A 17615-nucleotide genomic window follows, 5' to 3' on the forward strand; every position below is an offset into this window, starting at 1 on the left:
CCCGATGCTCCTTGCCGCCCCTGCCCCGGCGCCGGTCGGCGCGCTCCCGGCCCTTCACTCCCTGACGGTCAGGCGGTCGAGGCGCAGGCCGGTGAAGGCCCCTGCGGTGACGCCGCGCACGCGCTCCGACCAGACCAGGTGGTCGTGGGCGGACCACAGCGGCGCCGCGGGCAGGTCGCGGAGCATGGCGCTCTCGGCGAGGCGCGCGGGGATCACCCCGTCGCCGGGCGCGGCGGCGCGTTCCGCGTCGGCGACCAGGCCGGTCGTGTACGCGTCCGCGAAACCGGTGCCGGCGTCCAGCAGCGGGGTGAGGGACGCGACCGGGGCGGGGTAGGCGGCGGTCGTGCGGACGACGAACGGGCCGTCCACCCGGTGGTCGTCCACGGCCTCGCGCAGGCCGGCGACCGGATGCGGCCGGGCGTCCAGTTCGAGTTCAGCGCGGAGCCGGCCGGCGACCGCCGCCACCCAGGCGTCGTCGCCCCGGCCGCTCTCGTACCAGATGTTCAGCGGCCCGGTCAGGCCGCCCGCGTCGGCCAGCGCCGCGGCGGCGGCCTTGGAGTCGTGCACGCACAGCCGGCACTGCCCGTCGCGGTGGCCGGGGCGGATGCCGGGCGCGACGAGCGAGTCGGCGGGGGAGTACTGGTGGCCGAGGGCGCCCTCGGCCACCGCGGACCGGTCGATCGCCATCGACAGCGCCGACCGGATCGTCGGGGACGCCAGCCGCTCCGCCCAGGCGGGGAACGCCAGGTAGGTCACGTCCCGTCCGGGGACGGTGCGGCGCCGGTCGCCGAAGTCGGCCGCCATCGACTCGTGCCGGTCCGGCGGCACCCGCGTGGCGACGTCCAGGTCGCCGGCGGCCGCGGCGCCGTACTGCTCCTTCGCGTCCGGCATCGCCTTGACGACCACGGACCGCCCCTTGCCCGACCGGGGCCGCAGGACGATCTCCCGCGCGCTCCGCGACGTCATCCGGAAGGGGCCGTTGCCCACCGGAAGGCGCGCGTAGGCGGCCCAGTCCCGCGACTCCAGGACGCTCTCGGGCAGCGGGAAGAACGCCGGGTCGCCGAGCAGGGCGGGGAACCCGCTCAGCGGACGGTCGAGCGTCACCTCGAAGGCCAGCTCGTCCTCGACCCTGAGCCCCGGCACCGTGTCCGCGCCCCGCCGTGCGCCCGCGACGTGCGCGACGTCGGTGAACAGCCGCGCCCCCGCCCAGCCCTCGCGCAGCGCGGCCGTCCAGGCGCCGGTGAACGACCGGGACGTGACCGGCGAGCCGTCCTGGAACGTCGCGCCGGGACGCAGCCGGACCGTCCAGACCCGCCGGTCCGGGCTGGTGATCGACGCGGCGGCGGCGTTGCCGGGCGCCCCGGTCTCCGGGGCGTAGGAGACGAGCCCCGTCCAGACCGCGTTCGCGATCATCCGTCCGGCCGGGTCGCGGACGTCGCCGGGCAGCAGCGACGCCGGGGCCGGCGCGCCCACCGAGATCCGCGGGTCGGCCGGCCCGCTCCACGCCCGCAGGGCCGCGACGGGCGCCAGCAGGACCACCACGGCCCCGGTGACCAGGGCGGCGGTGCGTGTGGAGCTCTTCATGCCTCTCCGGGGAGCCGAGCGGGGCCGACGCCGGTGAGCGTAGATCACGAAGACAGGTCCCACCAGCCCATACGGTGCTGAGTCCATTTCGTGACCAAGCCGCCTGTTGATCAAGCCGGGGGGCGCGGTCACACTGGCGCTTGCGAAGATCTTCTTCCGTGGAGGCGCGATGCTCCCCCGCACATCCATCCCATCCGGGCGCCTGATCCAGGGCGGCATGGCGGTCGCGGCGTCGGTGACGCTGCTGGCCGGCACCGCCTGGGCCTGCCCGCCCGAGCCCGAGAACGGCCGGACCGAGCAGGCCGCCGCGGCCGAGGGCGAGGGCGCCGGCGGCCACGGCGGGCACCGCCACCGCGCGGACGCCGCGACGACCGAGGCGTCCGAGGCGATCAAGGGCGTGCGGCGCGTCGGCGGCGTGACCGACGCCAAGGGCGCCATCTCGCTGATGTTCCTGGACTACGGCCACGGCCGGCACAAGCGGACGATCATGTACGCGACCGGCGAGTTCGGCCTGAAGGCCTACGACGTCACCGCCGACCCCAAGGTCCCCAAGCTGGTCGGGCAGCTGAACATGCCGGGCATGTGGGAGACCGAGGACACCGACTTCGACCCCGAACGCAAGATCATCTACCTGTCCCGGGACCCGCGCGCGTTCGGCGGCGACACCCGGACCGGCGAGTCCGGCATCTACGTCGTGGACGCGTCCAAGCCGGAGAGCCTGCGCCAGATCACCTACGTGAAGGTCCCGGCCGGGCACACCACGACGTGCGTGAACGACTGCCGGTACCTGTGGACGGGCGGCCCCGCCAAGGCCGACTGGATGCCCGAGGACTGGGGCGGCCGCCCCGTCTGGGTGACCGACGTCCGCGACCCGGCGAAGCCGAAGGTGCACAAGGACCCCATCGACACGGGCCGCAACGACGGCAAGACCGACTACACGCACGACATCCAGGTCGACTCCGACGGCGTGGCGTGGGCGTCCGGACGGGGCGGCGTGCGCGGCTACTACACGGCGGGCCGCCACTACGACCCGGTGGCGAAGAAGTCGCGCCGGGCCACCGCGGTCGACCCCGTCCCGTACGCGGGCGGCGGCCTGGACGAGGCCACGACCAACTCCACCTTCATGCACAACAGCTACCGCGCGGTCGGGCGGACGCGGAACCAGGCCGCCGACCCGCGCGGGTGGGGCGACGGCAGGCTGCTGTACGTCACCGAGGAGACCTTCAACGACGGCTGCGCCAACGACGGACTGCTCGTCATCGCGTCGCTGGAGGGCTCGTACAAGGGCGAGGGCTGGCGGTCCACGCCGGAGCACAAGTTCCGCCTGCACACCGTCGGGACGTGGGGCGTGGCTGGCAAGGAGGGCAGCGACCCCGCCAGCACGGACTGCTCCGCCCACTACTTCGACGTCCGCGACGGCGTCGTCGTCCAGTCGTTCTACTCGCAGGGCACGCGGTTCCTCGACGTCCGCGACCCGACCGATCCGAAGCAGCTCGCCTACTACCGGCCCGCGGACGCCGCGTCCTGGCAGCCGTACTGGCACGGCAAGTACGTGTACGTCGCCGACAACACGCGCGGCATCGACGTCCTGGAACCGACCTTCCGCTGACCCTCACTCGCGCGGAGGCCCGCCCCCATCCCCCGGGGCGGGCTTCCGCCCCGTCAGCGCGGGTCGTCCGGATCGCCCGGGTCGCGGGCGCTGCGGTCGGCCGCCTGCGCGGCGGACTCGGCGGCCCTGCGGAGCTGGTGCCCGGCCTGCTGGACGGCCCGGACCGGCTTCGCGGGCAGGTGCCGGGACGCGCCGCGGTGCCGCCGCCAGTGCTCGCGGGCGCGGGCCCGGTGCTCGACGCGCAGGTTCTCGATGAGGCGGTCGATGTCCATGGACACCTCGCCGTACAGCGGCCACAGGTCCCCGGCGGCGGCGCGGGCGTGCAGGTCGCGGGTGAGCCGGGCGCGGCGCTCGCGGGCCACGTCGACGCGCATCTCCAGGTCGTGCTCGGCGAGGAACGGCCGGGCGTCGCGGGCCAGGTCGGAGCGGGCCAGCCGCCCGTAGGCCGCGATGCTCGCGGCGATCCCGGCGAGCGCGTCGCCGAGCTCGCGGCGCAGCGCGGGGTCGGTCAGCAGCCGGCCCCGCTCGCCGAACCCCTCGTCGTCGGCGAGGGACCGGGTCAGCCCGCGCAGCGAGAGCATGAAGTGCTCCATCGTCTCCATGGCGTTGCGCAGCGCGACGCCCGCGTCGATCAGCCGCCGCGCCCGCGGGTTGAGCTTGACGCTCTCCTCGGCGGCGCCGAGTTCGCGGTCGGTCTGTCCGAGCTCCCGGGCGAGGCGCTCGGCCGCGTCCTGCCAGCGGGCGGCCTCGCCCTCGGCGCGGTCGCCGCGCAGCCCGTCCGCGATGCTGTCGATCAGCTCGCGGAGCTTCTCGGCGATGTCCTGCACGGCCTGCTCCGCCGGCCGGACCCGCACCGACGGGACGAGCAGCGTCGCCGCCAGCCCGGTGGCGGCGCCGATCAGCGTCTCCAGCACGCGCTCGGTCGCGCCGGCCCCGCTGGCCGCGCCCAGCGCGAAGATCAGCATCGCGGAGATCGGCACCTCCAGCACGTGCTCGCCGAGCCGCAGGACGTGCCCGATGACGAGCGCGGCGAGGATGGTGAGGCCGAGCGTCCACCACGAGAACCCGATGGTGCTCGACGCCATCACCGCGACCAGCACCCCCGAGGTGACCGCCGCGACCCGCAGGATGCCCGCCTTGATCGTCTGGACGACGGAGAACTGCACGACGAGCAGCGCGGTCAGCGGCGACAGCAGCGGCTGCGGCCCGCCCGCGGGCAGGACGGCGACCGCCAGCACGAACGCGAGCACGGCCGTGACCGTCAGCCGGGTGATGCGGTAGGCCGCGGACTGCACCTCCGTCGCCACGCGGAGCGGCGAGCGGCCGGCGCGGTCACCCCGGCCGGCGCGATCACCTCGGCCGGCACGGTCACCCCGGCCGGAGCGGCGGCGGAAGAGCGGGAGCGACATGCCGTGTGTCCTTCCCGGACTCCGGCAATATTGCGGCAAAGCCGCGAATGCGGGGCAGGTCACGCCCTGCGGCGGGCGCGGAACGCGGCCACGTTCGTCCGGTTCGCGCACGCCTCCGAGCAGAACCGGCGCCGTCCCGCCCGGGACGTGTCGGCGTACACCCGGTCGCAGCCCTCGGCGGCGCACACGCCCGTCCGGCCGAGCCCGTGCTCGACGACCAGCTCGGCGAGGTTCATCAGGGTGGTCGCGCGGAACCGGTCCGGGAGCCGGGACGACGGCGGCGCGTAGTGCATGTGCAGGCCGTGCGGCTCGTGGTCGGACAGGTGCGGGTGCATGGGGACCTCCAGCATGAGCCGGTTCAGCAGCGCCGTCGCGTCCTGGAGGCGGGCGGCCTCGAAGAAGGGGCGCAGGGCCCGGCCCCAGCGGCGGAAGTCGTCGGCGTCGGCGTCCTCGAACTCCCGCCAGAAGAACGCGTGCTCGCGCAGCAGGGCGCGCAGCGCCGCGGCCGAGTCGTCCCCGCCGCCGGTCACGGCGTTGACCAGCGCCACCGCCGCCGACACGCCGTGGCTCCCGTACCCCGTGCCGCGCATCGCCCGTGCCTCCGGTCCCGCTCGCGTGCCGTAAATGTCGTCTCGCTCATACCCCTTACAGGGATCGTCCCAGACGCGGCGCGGCGGAGGGGCCTCAGTGCCGCCACCGGGTGGCGGCCGCGATCCGCTCCGGCGTCGCGCCGTCGAACAGCGCGATCTCGCCGCGCCGCACGGTCGCGACCGTGTCGGTCACCGCCTCGCCGAGCGCGTCCCGCAGGACGGCGTCGGCCTCGAACGCCGCGACCGACTCGGCCAGCGAGGCCGGCAGCGCCGCGATGCCGCGCGCGGCGCGCTCCGCCTCCGGCAGGCCCGCCGGGTCGGCGTCGACGGGCTCGGGCAGCCGCAGCTCGGCGCCGAGCCCGTCCCGTCCCGCCGCGAGCAGCGCGGCGAGCAGCAGGTACGGGTTCGCCGCGGCGTCCACGCACTTGACCTCCAGGTTCGCCGCGGTCGCCTGCTCGCCCTCCGCGCCGGTGACGAAGCGGAGCGCCGCCTCCCGGTTCTCCAGCCCCCAGCACGCGAACGAGCCCGCCCAGTGCGACGGGACGAGCCGCAGGTAGCTCGCGACCGTCGGCGCGCCGACCGCCAGCAGCGCCGGCAGCCGGCGCAGGATCCCGGCGGCGAACGCCTCCCCGGCGGCCGTCATCCCGTACGGGCCGGAGCCGCCCGCCATCGCGTTCGCGGGGCCGTCCCCCGTGTCCTCCCGCCACAGGCTGAGGTGGACGTGCGCGCCGTTGCCGACCGAGTCGGCCTCGACCTTGGGGGAGAACGACGCGGCCAGGCCGTGCTCCAGCGACACCGCCCGGATCGTCTCCCGGACGAGGACCGCGGTGTCGGCCGCGCCGAGCGGGTCCTCGGCGGCCACCGACACCTCGTACTGCCCCGCCGCGTACTCGGGGTGCAGCTGCACCACCGTGACGCCCGACTGCCGCAGCGCCCCGAGGACGTCCCGGAGGTAGCCGGCCAGCTCGGTGACCCGCGTCATCCCGTACGCGGGGCCCCCGCAGGCGGGCGTGAACCCGTCTCCGCCGCCCTTCGACACCGCCCACTCGATCTCGAACGCCGCCCGCACCGACCGGCCCAGCGCGGCGAGCCGGTCGTTCTCGCGACGCAGCAGGGCCCGCGCGTCCAGCGGGTGAGGGGCGCCGTCCTGCGCGTACCGGAGCGCGGGCGCGTGCGCCCAGCCCGGCAGCGCCGCCATCGGCGCCAGCCGCTCCAGGACGGGGTGGAGCCGCAGGTCGCCGATCGGGCCGCCGGCGTGGCGCCCGGACACGATCGAGTCGTCCAGCAGGAACACGTCGAACACCGGGGACATCCCGACGCCCCACGCGGCGGCGTGCTCCAGCCGCTCCACGGGGACGGTCTTGGTGCGGGTGATGCCGCTGACGTCGACCCAGGTGAGCGCGACGGCGGCGATGCCCTCCCCGGCCAGCCTGCGGGCCGCCTCGGCGGCCCGCCCGCCGAGCCGCGCGCGTTCGCGCCCGCCCAGCGCGTACGCGTCCAGGCCGGGGCCGCCGAGCGCGGTCTCAGGGGTCTGTTCCACGGTGCTTGCTCCCGGTCGGAGTGGCGGCGGAGGACGCGGGCACGGGCCCTAAGGGCATCGTAGGGAGAACACCGGCCTGTTTTCAGGTAAGAGGAGCTCAGAGAGGCGTGCGCCGTGCTGGAGTACCTGGAGTCGCTGCCGCTGGTCGACCACCACTGCCACGGCGTCCTCGGCCGCGACCCCGGCCGGGCGGAGTTCGCCGAGATGCTCACCGAGGCGGAGACGGCGGGCCCGCCGGGGGTGAGCATGTTCGACACGCAGGTGGGGTTCGCGCTGCGGCGCTGGTGCCCGCCCGTCCTCGGCCTGGACGCCCACGCGGAGCCGGACGACTACCTCGCGCGGCGCGCCGAGCTGGGCGCGGCCGAGGTCAACCGCCGCTTCCTCGCCGCGGCCGGGCTGGACGCGCTGTACGTGGACACCGGCTACGGCCCGCAGGCGATCCTCGGCCCGGCCGACCTCGGGCGGCTCGCCGGTGCGGAGGCCCGCGAGATCGTCCGGCTGGAGACCGTCGCCGAGCGGGCGGCGGCCGGCGGCGTCGACGCGGCGCGGTTCGCGGACGAGGTGCGCGCCCGCGTCGCCGGGCACGGCGCGGCGGGCGCCAAGTCGATCGCCGCCTACCGGGCCGGGCTGGAGCTGTCCGGGCGGCGGCCGTCGGACGCGCAGGTGGCGGGCGCGGCCGGGCGGCTGATGCGCGCGGCGGAGGCGGCCGGGACGCCGCCGCGCGTCTGCGACGAGGTCCTGCACCGGTTCCTCGTCTGGTGCGCGGTGGACGCCGGGCTGCCCGTCCAGTTCCACGTCGGGTACGGGGACGTGGACGCCGACCTGCGCCGCGGCGACCCGCTCCTGCTGATCGAGCTGCTGCGCGCGATGGACCCGGCCCCGGCGATGCTGCTGCACAACTACCCGTTCCACCGGCACGCCGGCTACCTCGCGCAGGTGCTCCCGAACGTGTACGTCGACGCCGGGCTCGCCACCCACAACCTCGGGCACCGCTCGCCCGCGCTGATCGCCGAGCTGCTGGAGCTGGCGCCGTTCGGGAAGGTGCTGTACTCCTCGGACGCGTTCGGGCTCGCCGAGCTGTACCACCTGGGCGCGCTGCTGTTCCGGCACGGCCTCGCCGGGTTCCTCGCAGGCGGGGTGGAGGACGGCGCGTGGACGCCCGGGGACGCCGAGCGCGTCGCGCGGATGATCGCGTCCGGCAACGCGCGCCGCGTCTATGGTCGGTGAGCAAGAGGAACATCTGGGGAGGAACCGGTATGGCCGCACGTGCACGCCTGCTCGTCATCGGAGGCGACGCCGCCGGAATGAGCGCCGCGTCCCAGGCCCGCAGGCGGCGCGGCCCGGACGAGCTGGAGATCGTCGCCGTCGAGCGCGGGCACTACGCGTCCTACTCGGCGTGCGGCATCCCGTACTTCGTCGGCGGCCTCGTCGAGGACCTGGACGAGCTCATCGCCCGCACCCCCGCCGAGTTCGCCGACCGCGGCATCGACCTGCGGATGCGCACCGAGGCGGTGGAGATCGACCCGGCCGGCGGCCGGGTGCGGCTCCGCGAGGCCGACGGCGGCGGGGAGCGCTGGGAGCCCTACGACGACCTGGTGATCGCGACGGGCGCCGCGCCCGTCCGGCCGCCGCTGCCGGGCGTGGACGCGAAGGGCGTCCACGGCGTCCAGATCCTGGACGACGGGGTGGCGATCGTCCGCGCCCTCGAAGAGCGCGCGGCCCGCCGCGCCGTCGTGGTCGGCGGCGGCTACGTCGGCCTGGAGATGGCCGAGGCGATGGTGACGCGCGGCCTGGAGGTGTCCCTGGTGGACGCCGCCGAGCAGCCGATGGGGACGCTCGACCCGGACATGGGCGCGACCATCGCGGACGCGATGCGCGGCCTCGGCGTGCGGCTTTTCCTCGGCGAGCCGGTCGAGGGCTTCGACACCGGGCCGGACGGGCACGTCACCGCCGTCCGCACCGGGAGCCGCGCGCTCCCGGCGGACCTGGTCGTCCTCGGCCTCGGCGTGAAGCCCGAGACGCGGCTCGCCCGCGCGGCGGGGATCGAGACCGGACCGACCGGCGGCGTCGTCACCGACCGGCGGATGCGGACCCGCACCGAGCGGGTGTGGGCGGCGGGCGACTGCGCCGAGAGCCGCCACCTGGTGTCCGGCGCGCCGGCCGCGATCCCGCTCGGCACGCACGCCAACAAGCAGGGACGGGTCGCCGGCATCAACCTCGGCGGCGGCTACGCCACCTTCCCCGGCGTCCTCGGCACCGCCGTGTCCAAGATCTGCGACTGGGAGGTGGCGCGGACCGGCCTGAACGAGCGGGAGGCGGCCGCCGCCGGGTTCGCGGCGGTGACCGCGACCGTCGAGTCCACCACCCGCGCCGGCTACCACCCGGGCGCCACCGCGATGCGGACGAAGCTGATCGCCGAGCGCCGGTCGGGGCGGCTGCTCGGCGCGCAGATCGTCGGGCGGGAGAACGCCGCCAAGCGCATCGACGGCCTCGCCATCGCGCTGTGGAACCGGATGACGGTCGAGGAGATGACCGGCCTCGACCTCGGCTACGCGCCGCCGTTCGCGCCCGTCTGGGACCCGGTGCTGGTCGCCGCCCGCAAGGCCGCCGAGGCCGTCGAGGAGGACATGCGCGCCCACTCTTGATCGCTATGTCGGTGATCTCCCATAACGTGTGGCGGCATGAGGACGACGGGGCCGGGGACGGCCGACGAGAGCACCTGGGAGACGCCGGCCGCGTGGCGGGGGCTGATCCATCCGCGCCGCGACCGGCCCCTGCGCCCGCCGGTGCGGACCGACGACGCCGCGCTCGGCAGGGCGCGGGCACTGCTGGACGCGACGCGCGGCCGCGTCGAGGAGATCCTGGCCCTGCCCGGCACGACGCCCGCGCTGGCCGGGCACGCCCGCGCCTACCTCGGCGGCGCGCCCGACCCGCTCGGCGCGGCGGTGGCCGTCCACGTCGCGGTCTCCGAGGGCGGCCTGGCCGGACTCGGCGGCGCGGCCCCGTTCCTGGACGCGTGGACCGCCGAGCACGGCCTGCCGTTCGCCGCCTGCGCCTACGCGGAACAGCCCGCGATCACGGTCGACTACGTCCAGGCCGGGATGGTGCGGACGTGGGCGGGCGTCCGCGACTCGACGCCCTCCGACTACGTCGGGGGCTGGTGGGCGAAAGAGGGGGAGGCCCGGCACCTGCGGGCGCTGCTGGCCGCCGCCGGCGACGGCGTCTACGCCGAGGCGGTCGAGTCTCTGGCCGCCCGCCGGCGGACGTCCATTCAGCGGCTCATCGTCTCCTACCTGGCGCCGACCCGGCGCGACTGGGTGGACGAGGTGTGCGCGGACCCCGCGATCGAGGCGATGCCCGTCCACAACGACCTGCGCTGGATGCTGTTCTGCTCGCTCGGAGACCCGCGCCAGGTCGACGCCGACCGCCTCCCGCTCGGCTACCGCGACCGCACCCTCAGCGTCCTCGCGACCCTCGTCGACGGCGCCGGGCCCGCCGGCGCCCTGCCGCTGCTGACGGGCGCGCTGGACGGCGAGTACCTCGGGACCGACGCCAAGCGGACCATCCTGGACGTCCTCGCCGCGCTGCCCGTCGACGGCGCGCTCCAGGCCCTGGCCGACCGGCTCGGCGACCGCCACGTCCCGCCCGCGATGCTCGCCGCCGCCGGGTCCTTCCCCGCACGGGCGATGCGGTTGCTGGCGGCGTCGGCCGGGAAGCCGGGAGTGGAGCCGGTCCTGCGGCGGCACGTCCTCACCCACCCGGAGCTGCTGGAGGAGATGCTGCCGGAGCTGCCGGAGGAGTCCCGGGCGGCGATCGAGGAGCTCCGCGACACCGGCGCCCGGGTTCCGGAGGCGGCGCCCGGGGCGCTGCCGCCGCTGCTCACCGCCCCGCCGTGGACCCGTCCCCGGACGAAGGCCAAGCCCGTCGTCATCAAGGACCTGCCGTCGCCCGGCACGCGCTCGATCGCCTGGGAGCCGGGGGAGCGCGACGCCTGGGACGTCGACCTGCACCACCGCTGGCGCTGGGCGAAGCGCATGGACTGGGAGGTCCAGGCCGCCAAGTTCCAGAAAGGGGAGCTGTCCGCCCACCAGGAGATCACGCTCCTCGTGGAGGCGCCCGAGGAGCTGGTGCGGCCGGTGCTCGCCGACTGGCGTCCGACCGTCACGTGGGGGATGGACGAGGTGGGCTCCGTCATCGTGGCCCGGTTCGAACTGGACGCACTGGACGGCGCCGTCCGCCTGGCGCGGCTGGACCCCACGCACTGCGGCCACGTCCTCCTGCCCTACCTGAGCGACGACGTCGCGCGGCTGGCGGCCGACTGGCTCGCCCGGCTCAAGCAGGCAGGGAAGACGGCGCGCGCCTGGTTCGACCGGCACGGCCCCGCGGCCGTCCCCGCACTGCTGCCGGACGCGCTCGGCAAGGCCGGCGCGGCCCGCCGCGCCGCCGAGGGCGCGCTGCGCGTCATCGCCGAACGGCACGGGGCCGAGGGCGTCGTGGCGGCTGCCCGCGTCCACGGCGACAGGGCCGCCGGGGCGGTCGAGGCGCTGCTGTCCGCCGACCCGCTCGACGTCCTGCCCGCGAAGACGCCGGCCGTCGGGGGGTGGGCCGACGCACGCCTGCTCCCGCAGCTCCTCCTCCGCGACCGCGCGCACGCCCTCCCGGCCGCCGCGGCGCAGCACGTTGTCACGATGCTCGCGATGTCCAGGCCCGGCGCGGAGTACGCGGGGGTGGGCGCCGTCCGGGAGCTGTGCGACCCCGAGTCGCTCGCCGGGTTCGGCTGGGCGCTGTTCCGCGCGTGGGAGGCGCAGGGCGCGCCGTCCAAGGACGGGTGGGCGCTGACGCAGCTCGGCCTGACCGGCGACGACGGCACGGTCCGCGGCCTGACCCCGCTGATCCGGGCCTGGCCGGGCGACGGCGGCCACGCCAAGGCCGTCACCGGCCTCGACGTGCTCGCCGCGATCGGCACCGACGTCGCCCTCATGCACCTGCACGGCATCGCGCAGCGCGTGAAGTTCAAGGGGCTGAAGGGCAAGGCGCAGGAGAAGATCGAGGAGGTCGCCGCCGGGCTCGGCCTGACCGCCGAGCAGCTCGCCGACCGGCTCGTCCCCGACTTCGGGCTCGACGCCGACGGCGGCATGGTCCTCGACTACGGTCCGCGCCGCTTCACGGTCGGGTTCGACGAGCAGCTCAAGCCGTTCGTCGCCGACGAGGACGGCAAGCGCCGCAAGGCCCTCCCCAAGCCGGGCGCCAAGGACGACCCCGAGCTGGCGCCCGCCGCCTACAAGGCGTTCGGCACGCTCAAGAAGGACGTGCGGACGGCCGCCGCCGACCAGATCCGCCGCCTCGAGGCGTGCATGGTGACGCGCCGCCGCTGGCCGGTGGGCGAGTTCACGGAGCTGCTGGCCGGTCACCCGCTCGTGCGGCACATCGTCCGGCGCCTGGTCTGGCTCGCCTTCGACGGCGATGGGGCCGGTGAAGGGGCCGGTGAAGGGGAGAGCGGCAAGGCGACCGCCTTCCGCGTCGCGGAGGACGGCACGTTCGCCGACGTGGACGACGACGTCCTCACCATCGCCGGCTCGGCGTCCGTGGGCATCGCGCACCCCGTCGACCTCGACGTCGAGCCCTGGGCCGAGGTGTTCGCCGACTATGCGATCCTGCAGCCGTTCCCGCAGCTCGGACGGCAGGTCCACCGGCTGACGGACGAGCAGCGCGCGTCCGGCAGGCTGGCGGAGTTCGAGGGCCGGACGGTCCCGTTCGGCAAGCTCCTCGGGCTGACGTCGCGCGGCTGGCAGCGCGGCGAGCCGCAGGACGCCGGCGTCGAGTGCTGGATCTCGCGGCGGCTCCCCGGCGGCCGGTACCTCGCGGTCGCGCTCGACCCGGGCATCGCCGTCGGGATCCCGGACGAGTTCCCCGACCAGACGCTGACCACGGTCGGCCTGGCCGTCCGCCCCGACCAGTTCTGGAGCAGCACCGTGAACCCGACCGGGACGTTCGCCGACCTCGACCCGGCGACCGCGTCGGAGATCCTCGCCGACCTCGCGACCCTGACCCCCTGACCTGCCGCCACCCGCCGACCCCGACCTCCCGACCTGCCGACTTCCCGACCCGAGGGAGAACGCCATGGAACTGCCGCAGGCCCTGCGGGAACCGCCGCAGGCGCCGCTGGAACTGCCGCACGCGCTGCTGGAACCGCCGTGGGCGGCGCGCGGGCCCGCCGGGACCCCGTCCGGCGACGAACCGGTGCTCGTCGCGGGCCTCGAACCGCCGGGCGGCCGCGCGATCCGCTGGGCGCCGGGCGAGCGCGAGGAGTGGGCGGCGACACCGCCCTACGGGCCCTGGCAGGACGACGAGTGGGAGGAGGCCGCCGAGACGTTCCGGGACGGCCGGGGCGCCTACGAGCCCGGCCGGGCCGGGTTCCTCGCCGGGGCCCCCGAGCACCTGGCCCGCCCGCTGCTGGCCGAATGGCAGCCGAAGGTGACCTGGGACTTCGCCCATTCGCTCCGGCCGATCGTCGCGCGCTTCGAGACCGACGCCTGGGACGTGTCGTTCCGCCTCGCCAAGCAGAACCCGTACGGGACGGGCCCGGTGCTGATGCCGTTCCTGTCCGCCGACGTGGCCCGCCTGGTGGCGGACTGGCTGTACCGGCTCAAGTCGGCGCAGCGCCTCGCCGCCGACTGGTTCGGCCGCCACGGCCTGGACGCCGTCCCCCACCTGGTGCCGGACGCGCTCGGCAAGCGCGTCGGCCCCCGCCGCAACGCGGTCAACGCGCTGCGGACCATCAAGGGCGACGTCGCCGAGGCCGCCCGCGTCCACGGGGACGAGGCCGCCGCCGCGGTCGCCGCGCTCCTGGCCGCCGCGCCGCCCGCCGCCGCGCCCGCCCAGCCCCCGTACAAGCCGCCGCCCCTCCCCGCCTGGCTGGACCTGGGCGCGCTCCCCGCCCCCGCGCTGAAGGGCGGCGGGGAACTGCCGCCCGAAGCGATCCGGACGCTCCTGCTCGCCATGACGGTGCCGAACGGCCGCGGCATCGATGTCGCCCCGGTCGTGGACGGGGCCGCCGAGGTGTGCGAACCGGGGTCGCTCACCGCGTTCTCATGGGCGCTGTTCGAGGCGTGGGAGGCGGCCCGCCTTCCCGGCCGCAGCGGGTTCGTGCTGTCCATGCTCGGACGGTTCGGCGACGACGAGACCGCCCGCCGTCTCACCCCGCGCATCGAGAAGTGGCCCGGCCTGCCCGGCGGGCACGGCCGCGCCGTGCACGGGCTCGGCGTCCTCGTCGAGATCGGTGGGGACACCGCCCTCACGCAGCTCGACGGCATCGCGCGGAAAGTGAAGTACAAGGGGCTGAAGGCCGAGGCGCAGCGCAGGCTGGCGTTCGCGGCCGAGCGCCGCGGCCTGACGTCCGACCAGCTCTCCGACCGCCTCGTCCCGGGCTTCGGCCTGGACGACGGCGGCGCGCTCGTCCTCGACTACGGGCCGCGCCGGTTCACCGTCGGGTTCGACGAGCAGCTCAAGCCGACCGTCGCGGACGGGAACGGAACGGCCCGCAAGACGCTGCCCAAGCCGGGCGCCAAGGACGACCCCGACCTGGCGCCCGCCGCCTACAAGCGGTTCGCGGAACTGAAGAAGGAGCTGCGCGCCGTGGCGTCCGTGCAGGTCGCCCGGCTGGAGTCGGCCATGGTCACGGGCCGGGAGTGGACGGCCGCCGAGTTCGGCGAGTACGTCGTCGGCCATCCGCTGATGAGGCATCTCGCCCGGCGCCTGGTCTGGCTGAGCGGCGACCGGTCGTTCCGCGTCGCCGAGGACCTGACGTTCGCCGACCCGAACGACGACGCGGCCGAGCCGCCGGAGTCGGCGGTCCGGATCGCCCATCCGGTGGAGCTGGGGGACACCCTGGACGCGTGGTCGGAGCTGTTCGGCGACTACGCGATCCTGCAGCCGTTCCCGCAGCTCGGACGGCCCGTCCACGCCCTCGCCGCGGGGGAGGGCGCGGACGGGCGGCTGGCCCGGTTCGAGGGCCTGACCGTCCCGACCGGCAGGCTCCTCGGCCTCACCCGGACCGCGTGGCGCCGGGGCGCGCCGCAGGACAACGGCACCGAGCACTGGATGTCCTGGACGCTCGCCCCGAACGTGGCCGTCGTGCTCGATCTGGAGCCCGGCATCACCGTCGGGTACACCGATCTCTACCCCGAGCAGACGATCGAGCACGTCTGGATCGGGACGTCGGCGGGCGACTACGCGCCGTCCCGCGTCATCGAGAACGGTTTCGCGGACCTCGACCCGGTCTTCGTCTCGGAACTCCTCGCCGACCTGACGTCCCTGACGGCCTAGGCGAAGCGGCTGCTCGGCACCGGGCCGGGGGAGGACGGCGTGTCCCTCGGCCCGGTCAGCCAGTGGCCGCGGACCGCGCCGACCATCGCCGCGAGCACCTCGTCGGGGTCCGGCGGCGCGCCGTCGTCCTCGACCGCCTCCGGGACGGCCCGGACGATCTCGGCGGCGAGCTCCTCCTGGGGGCGCTCGTCCGGCGGCAGGGTCTCGGCCTCGCCGCCGGGCGACATCCGCAGCCGCTCACCCCACGGCGGCTTCACGATCTGGTGCAGGAACCCGGTGACGTCGGCGCTCACCACCGGGGGATCGGTCCAGCAGGACGCGTGCTCGAACAGCACCTGCCCCTCGGCCCGCTCCCGCAGCCCCTCGACCTCGGTCTCGTTCAGGTCGTAGGCGATGACGAGCGCATCGGGGCGGCCGGGCGCGAACGGCTCGGCGGGCAGCCCGAACAGCCGCGCCGCCACCAGCCCCAGGATCATGCTCGACCGGTCGGGGAGCAGCCCGACCGACGCGGGCCGCCGTTCCGCCGCGTCCAGGACGAGCCGCAGCCGGTCGAGGCTCCGCCGGCACATCTCGAAACCGTCGGACATGTAGGCGAACCGCCCCGTCATGCCGTCCTCGAACCCGTACGGCGAGACGGTGGCGAGGAAGCTCCCGGCCAGCGTGAAATGCCAGCCGCGCAGGTCGCGCGCGTCCAGCGGGGCGACGGCCCGCACCGCCCCCGCCCGCGCGATCATCCGGGCGAGCCGGTCGCGGGCGGGCAGCCACTGCCGGTCCTCGGGCGCGGGCAGCCGCTCCGCCACCCGCTCCGCCCGGTCGACGTCGCCGGAGAACAGCGCGTTGTAGGCGAGCAGGTACCGCGCGGGCCACGGTTCGAGCGAATCGATCCGCGGCTCCAGTGCGGCGACCGCCTCGGCGTGCCGGTTCTCCCGCTCCAGGGCGGAAACGAGTTCCATGACCAGAACGGGCTCGTCGGGCATCAGTTCCACCGCGCGCCGCAGGGCGGGGATCGCCAGGAACGCAATGCCGCGCTCGACGCACGCGTAACCGAAGTCGTAGAGCTGCTGCGGCTCCTGCTCGCGGGCCATCGCCCGCGCCGCGTCCCGCATGTCGTCGAACCCGGACAGCTCGGCCGCGCCCTCCATCAGCCGCGCGATCTCGCGCAGTTCCATGCCGTCGGCGTTGAACCGCAGATGCCGGATCAGCCCGGCGAGGTCGCCGTTTTCCAGAAGTGCCCGCGCGTCGCTCATGGCGGGCCACGCTACAACCGCCCGCCCCGATCGTTCACACCGTTTTCTCCAGCGCCTGGAGAACGTCCGCGACGAGATCCCCGGTGTTCTCGACGCCGACCGAGAAACGGACGAACCCCGGCTCCACCGCGTCACCGCCCCAGCGCCCCCGCCGTTCCGCCGAACTGTGCACGCTGCCGAAACTGGTGGCCTGCATGACCAGCCGCAACGCCCCCAGGAACCGTTCGGCCGCGGCCTCGCCGGGCAGCGTGAACGACACCACGCACCCGAACCGGCGCATCTGCCGGACCGCGACCGCGTGCGACGGATCGTCCGGCAGCCCCGGATACCGGAGCCCGGAGACCCGGCCCCGCAGCGCCTCCGCCAGCGCCATCGCGTTGGCGGCCTGCCGCTCCAGCCGCAACTCCAGCGTGGCGAGCGACCGATGCGCGAGCCACGCCTCCATCGGCCCGGGAACGGCGCCCACCGTCTTCCGCCACAACCGGATCCCGGCGGCCAATTCGGGATTCCGCGTCGCGACATGCCCGAGCAGCAGATCCCCGTGCCCGCTCAATGCCTTGGTGTCACTGGCGACGGAGAAATCGGCGCCCAGATCCAATGGCCGCTGGCCCAAGGGAGTGGACAAAGTATTGTCCACCGCCACGAGCGCCCCCGCCGCATGCGCCGCCTCGGCGATCCGCGCGATATCGCACACGTCCAGCCGGGGATTGGACGGCGTCTCCAGCCACACCAGCCGCGCCCCGTCCAGCAGGGCGATCTGCGCGTCCCCGCCGGTGGGCGCCATTCGCACGACCGCCCCGTACGACTCCAGCCGCTCCTTCAACTCGCGGGTCGCCATGTAGCAGTCATCGGGCAGGACGACGACATCGCCCGCCCGCGTCTGCGACAGGATCACGGCGGCCACGGCGGCCATTCCCGACGAGAAGGAGACGACCTCGGCCCCGCCTTCGAGTTCGCCGATCGCCCGCTCCAGCAGCGTCCACGTCGGATTGGAGTCGCGCCCGTACAGATAGGGCCCGTCCGCCTCCCCGGCCAGGTGGTAATGCGCCGCGAACACCGGCCCCGGCAGCCCCGGCGCGAAGTTCTCCGCCTCCGGCCGCCCGGCGCCGACCGCCAGCGTCCCGTCCCCGATCTCCACCCGCGCCTCCTCCCGCCCCGCCGGCCGCCTCGGGCGCCGCGGAGGGCTCCGGCCATGTCCCCGACCGCCTCCGATTCTTCCAGGCGGCCGCGGCGGCCGCGGCGTCCGGGCAGGTCGCGTCGGTCATGCGGGGAATCCTGCGGATCTGTCGGTCCGCTCCTCTACCGTTGGGC

General features: G+C 75.5%; 11 protein-coding genes. 5 read left to right on the forward strand and 6 right to left on the reverse strand.

Translation table 11 applies throughout. The annotated features are described in order from the left end of the window. Positions 1-54 precede the first annotated feature (54 nt). Positions 55-1584 carry an ABC transporter substrate-binding protein gene (locus ACA511_RS24460; protein ID WP_375026911.1) on the reverse strand — a complete coding sequence of 510 codons (1530 nt, stop codon included), beginning with the start codon at positions 1582-1584 and terminating at the stop codon, positions 55-57. Between the two features lie 169 nt (positions 1585-1753). Here ACA511_RS24460 and ACA511_RS24465 point away from each other — a divergent pair, with 169 nt between their 5' ends. Beyond that, a complete protein-coding gene (locus ACA511_RS24465) occupies positions 1754-3193 on the forward strand; it encodes an LVIVD repeat-containing protein (RefSeq protein WP_375026912.1) in 1440 nt (479 codons plus the stop codon). 53 nt (positions 3194-3246) lie between these two features. Here the strand turns inward: ACA511_RS24465 and ACA511_RS24470 are convergent, their stop codons facing one another. From ACA511_RS24470 to ACA511_RS24480, 3 genes are all read right to left on the reverse strand, one after another. Beyond that, positions 3247-4602: an aromatic acid exporter family protein gene (locus tag ACA511_RS24470; RefSeq protein WP_375026913.1), complete on the reverse strand. Its 1356-nt coding sequence runs from the start codon at positions 4600-4602 to the stop codon at positions 3247-3249. Positions 4603-4661: 59 nt separating this feature from the next. Beyond that, a complete protein-coding gene (locus ACA511_RS24475; RefSeq protein WP_375026914.1) occupies positions 4662-5192 on the reverse strand; it encodes a CGNR zinc finger domain-containing protein in 531 nt (176 codons plus the stop codon). Positions 5193-5286: 94 nt separating this feature from the next. Continuing rightward, positions 5287-6732, reverse strand: coding sequence for a glutamine synthetase (locus tag ACA511_RS24480; RefSeq protein WP_375026915.1), 1446 nt, complete (start codon positions 6730-6732; stop codon positions 5287-5289). Between the two features lie 114 nt (positions 6733-6846). Between ACA511_RS24480 and ACA511_RS24485 the strand changes: the two genes are divergently transcribed. The 4 genes from ACA511_RS24485 (at position 6847) to ACA511_RS24500 (ending at position 15057) form a co-directional block, all read left to right on the forward strand. Continuing rightward, positions 6847-7959 (forward strand): amidohydrolase family protein, encoded by a 1113-nt coding sequence (locus ACA511_RS24485; protein ID WP_375026916.1) that lies wholly within the window; start codon positions 6847-6849, stop codon positions 7957-7959. Between the two features lie 29 nt (positions 7960-7988). Next, positions 7989-9377 (forward strand): FAD-dependent oxidoreductase, encoded by a 1389-nt coding sequence (locus ACA511_RS24490; protein WP_375026917.1) that lies wholly within the window; start codon positions 7989-7991, stop codon positions 9375-9377. A 36-nt stretch (positions 9378-9413) separates the two neighbouring features. Then, positions 9414-12788 carry a DUF4132 domain-containing protein gene (locus ACA511_RS24495; RefSeq protein ID WP_375026918.1) on the forward strand — a complete coding sequence of 1125 codons (3375 nt, stop codon included), beginning with the start codon at positions 9414-9416 and terminating at the stop codon, positions 12786-12788. Positions 12789-12852: 64 nt separating this feature from the next. Next, the gene (locus tag ACA511_RS24500; protein WP_375026919.1) at positions 12853-15057 is read left to right on the forward strand and encodes a DUF4132 domain-containing protein; all 2205 of its coding nucleotides are present in this window, start codon (positions 12853-12855) and stop codon (positions 15055-15057) included. Here ACA511_RS24500 and ACA511_RS24505 read toward each other — a convergent pair. Continuing rightward, entirely contained in the window at positions 15054-16304 is a 1251-nt protein-coding gene (locus ACA511_RS24505) for a tetratricopeptide repeat protein (protein ID WP_375026920.1), read from the reverse strand. The two genes, ACA511_RS24500 and ACA511_RS24505, sit on opposite strands and share 4 nt — an antisense overlap. Positions 16305-16338: 34 nt before the next feature. Beyond that, positions 16339-17442, reverse strand: coding sequence for a cystathionine gamma-lyase (locus ACA511_RS24510; protein ID WP_375026921.1), 1104 nt, complete (start codon positions 17440-17442; stop codon positions 16339-16341). Positions 17443-17615: the final 173 nt, after the last annotated feature.

Origin of the sequence: Actinomadura sp. GTD37 (genome assembly GCF_041951365.1) — a bacterium.
Taxonomy (GTDB): domain Bacteria; phylum Actinomycetota; class Actinomycetes; order Streptosporangiales; family Streptosporangiaceae; genus Spirillospora.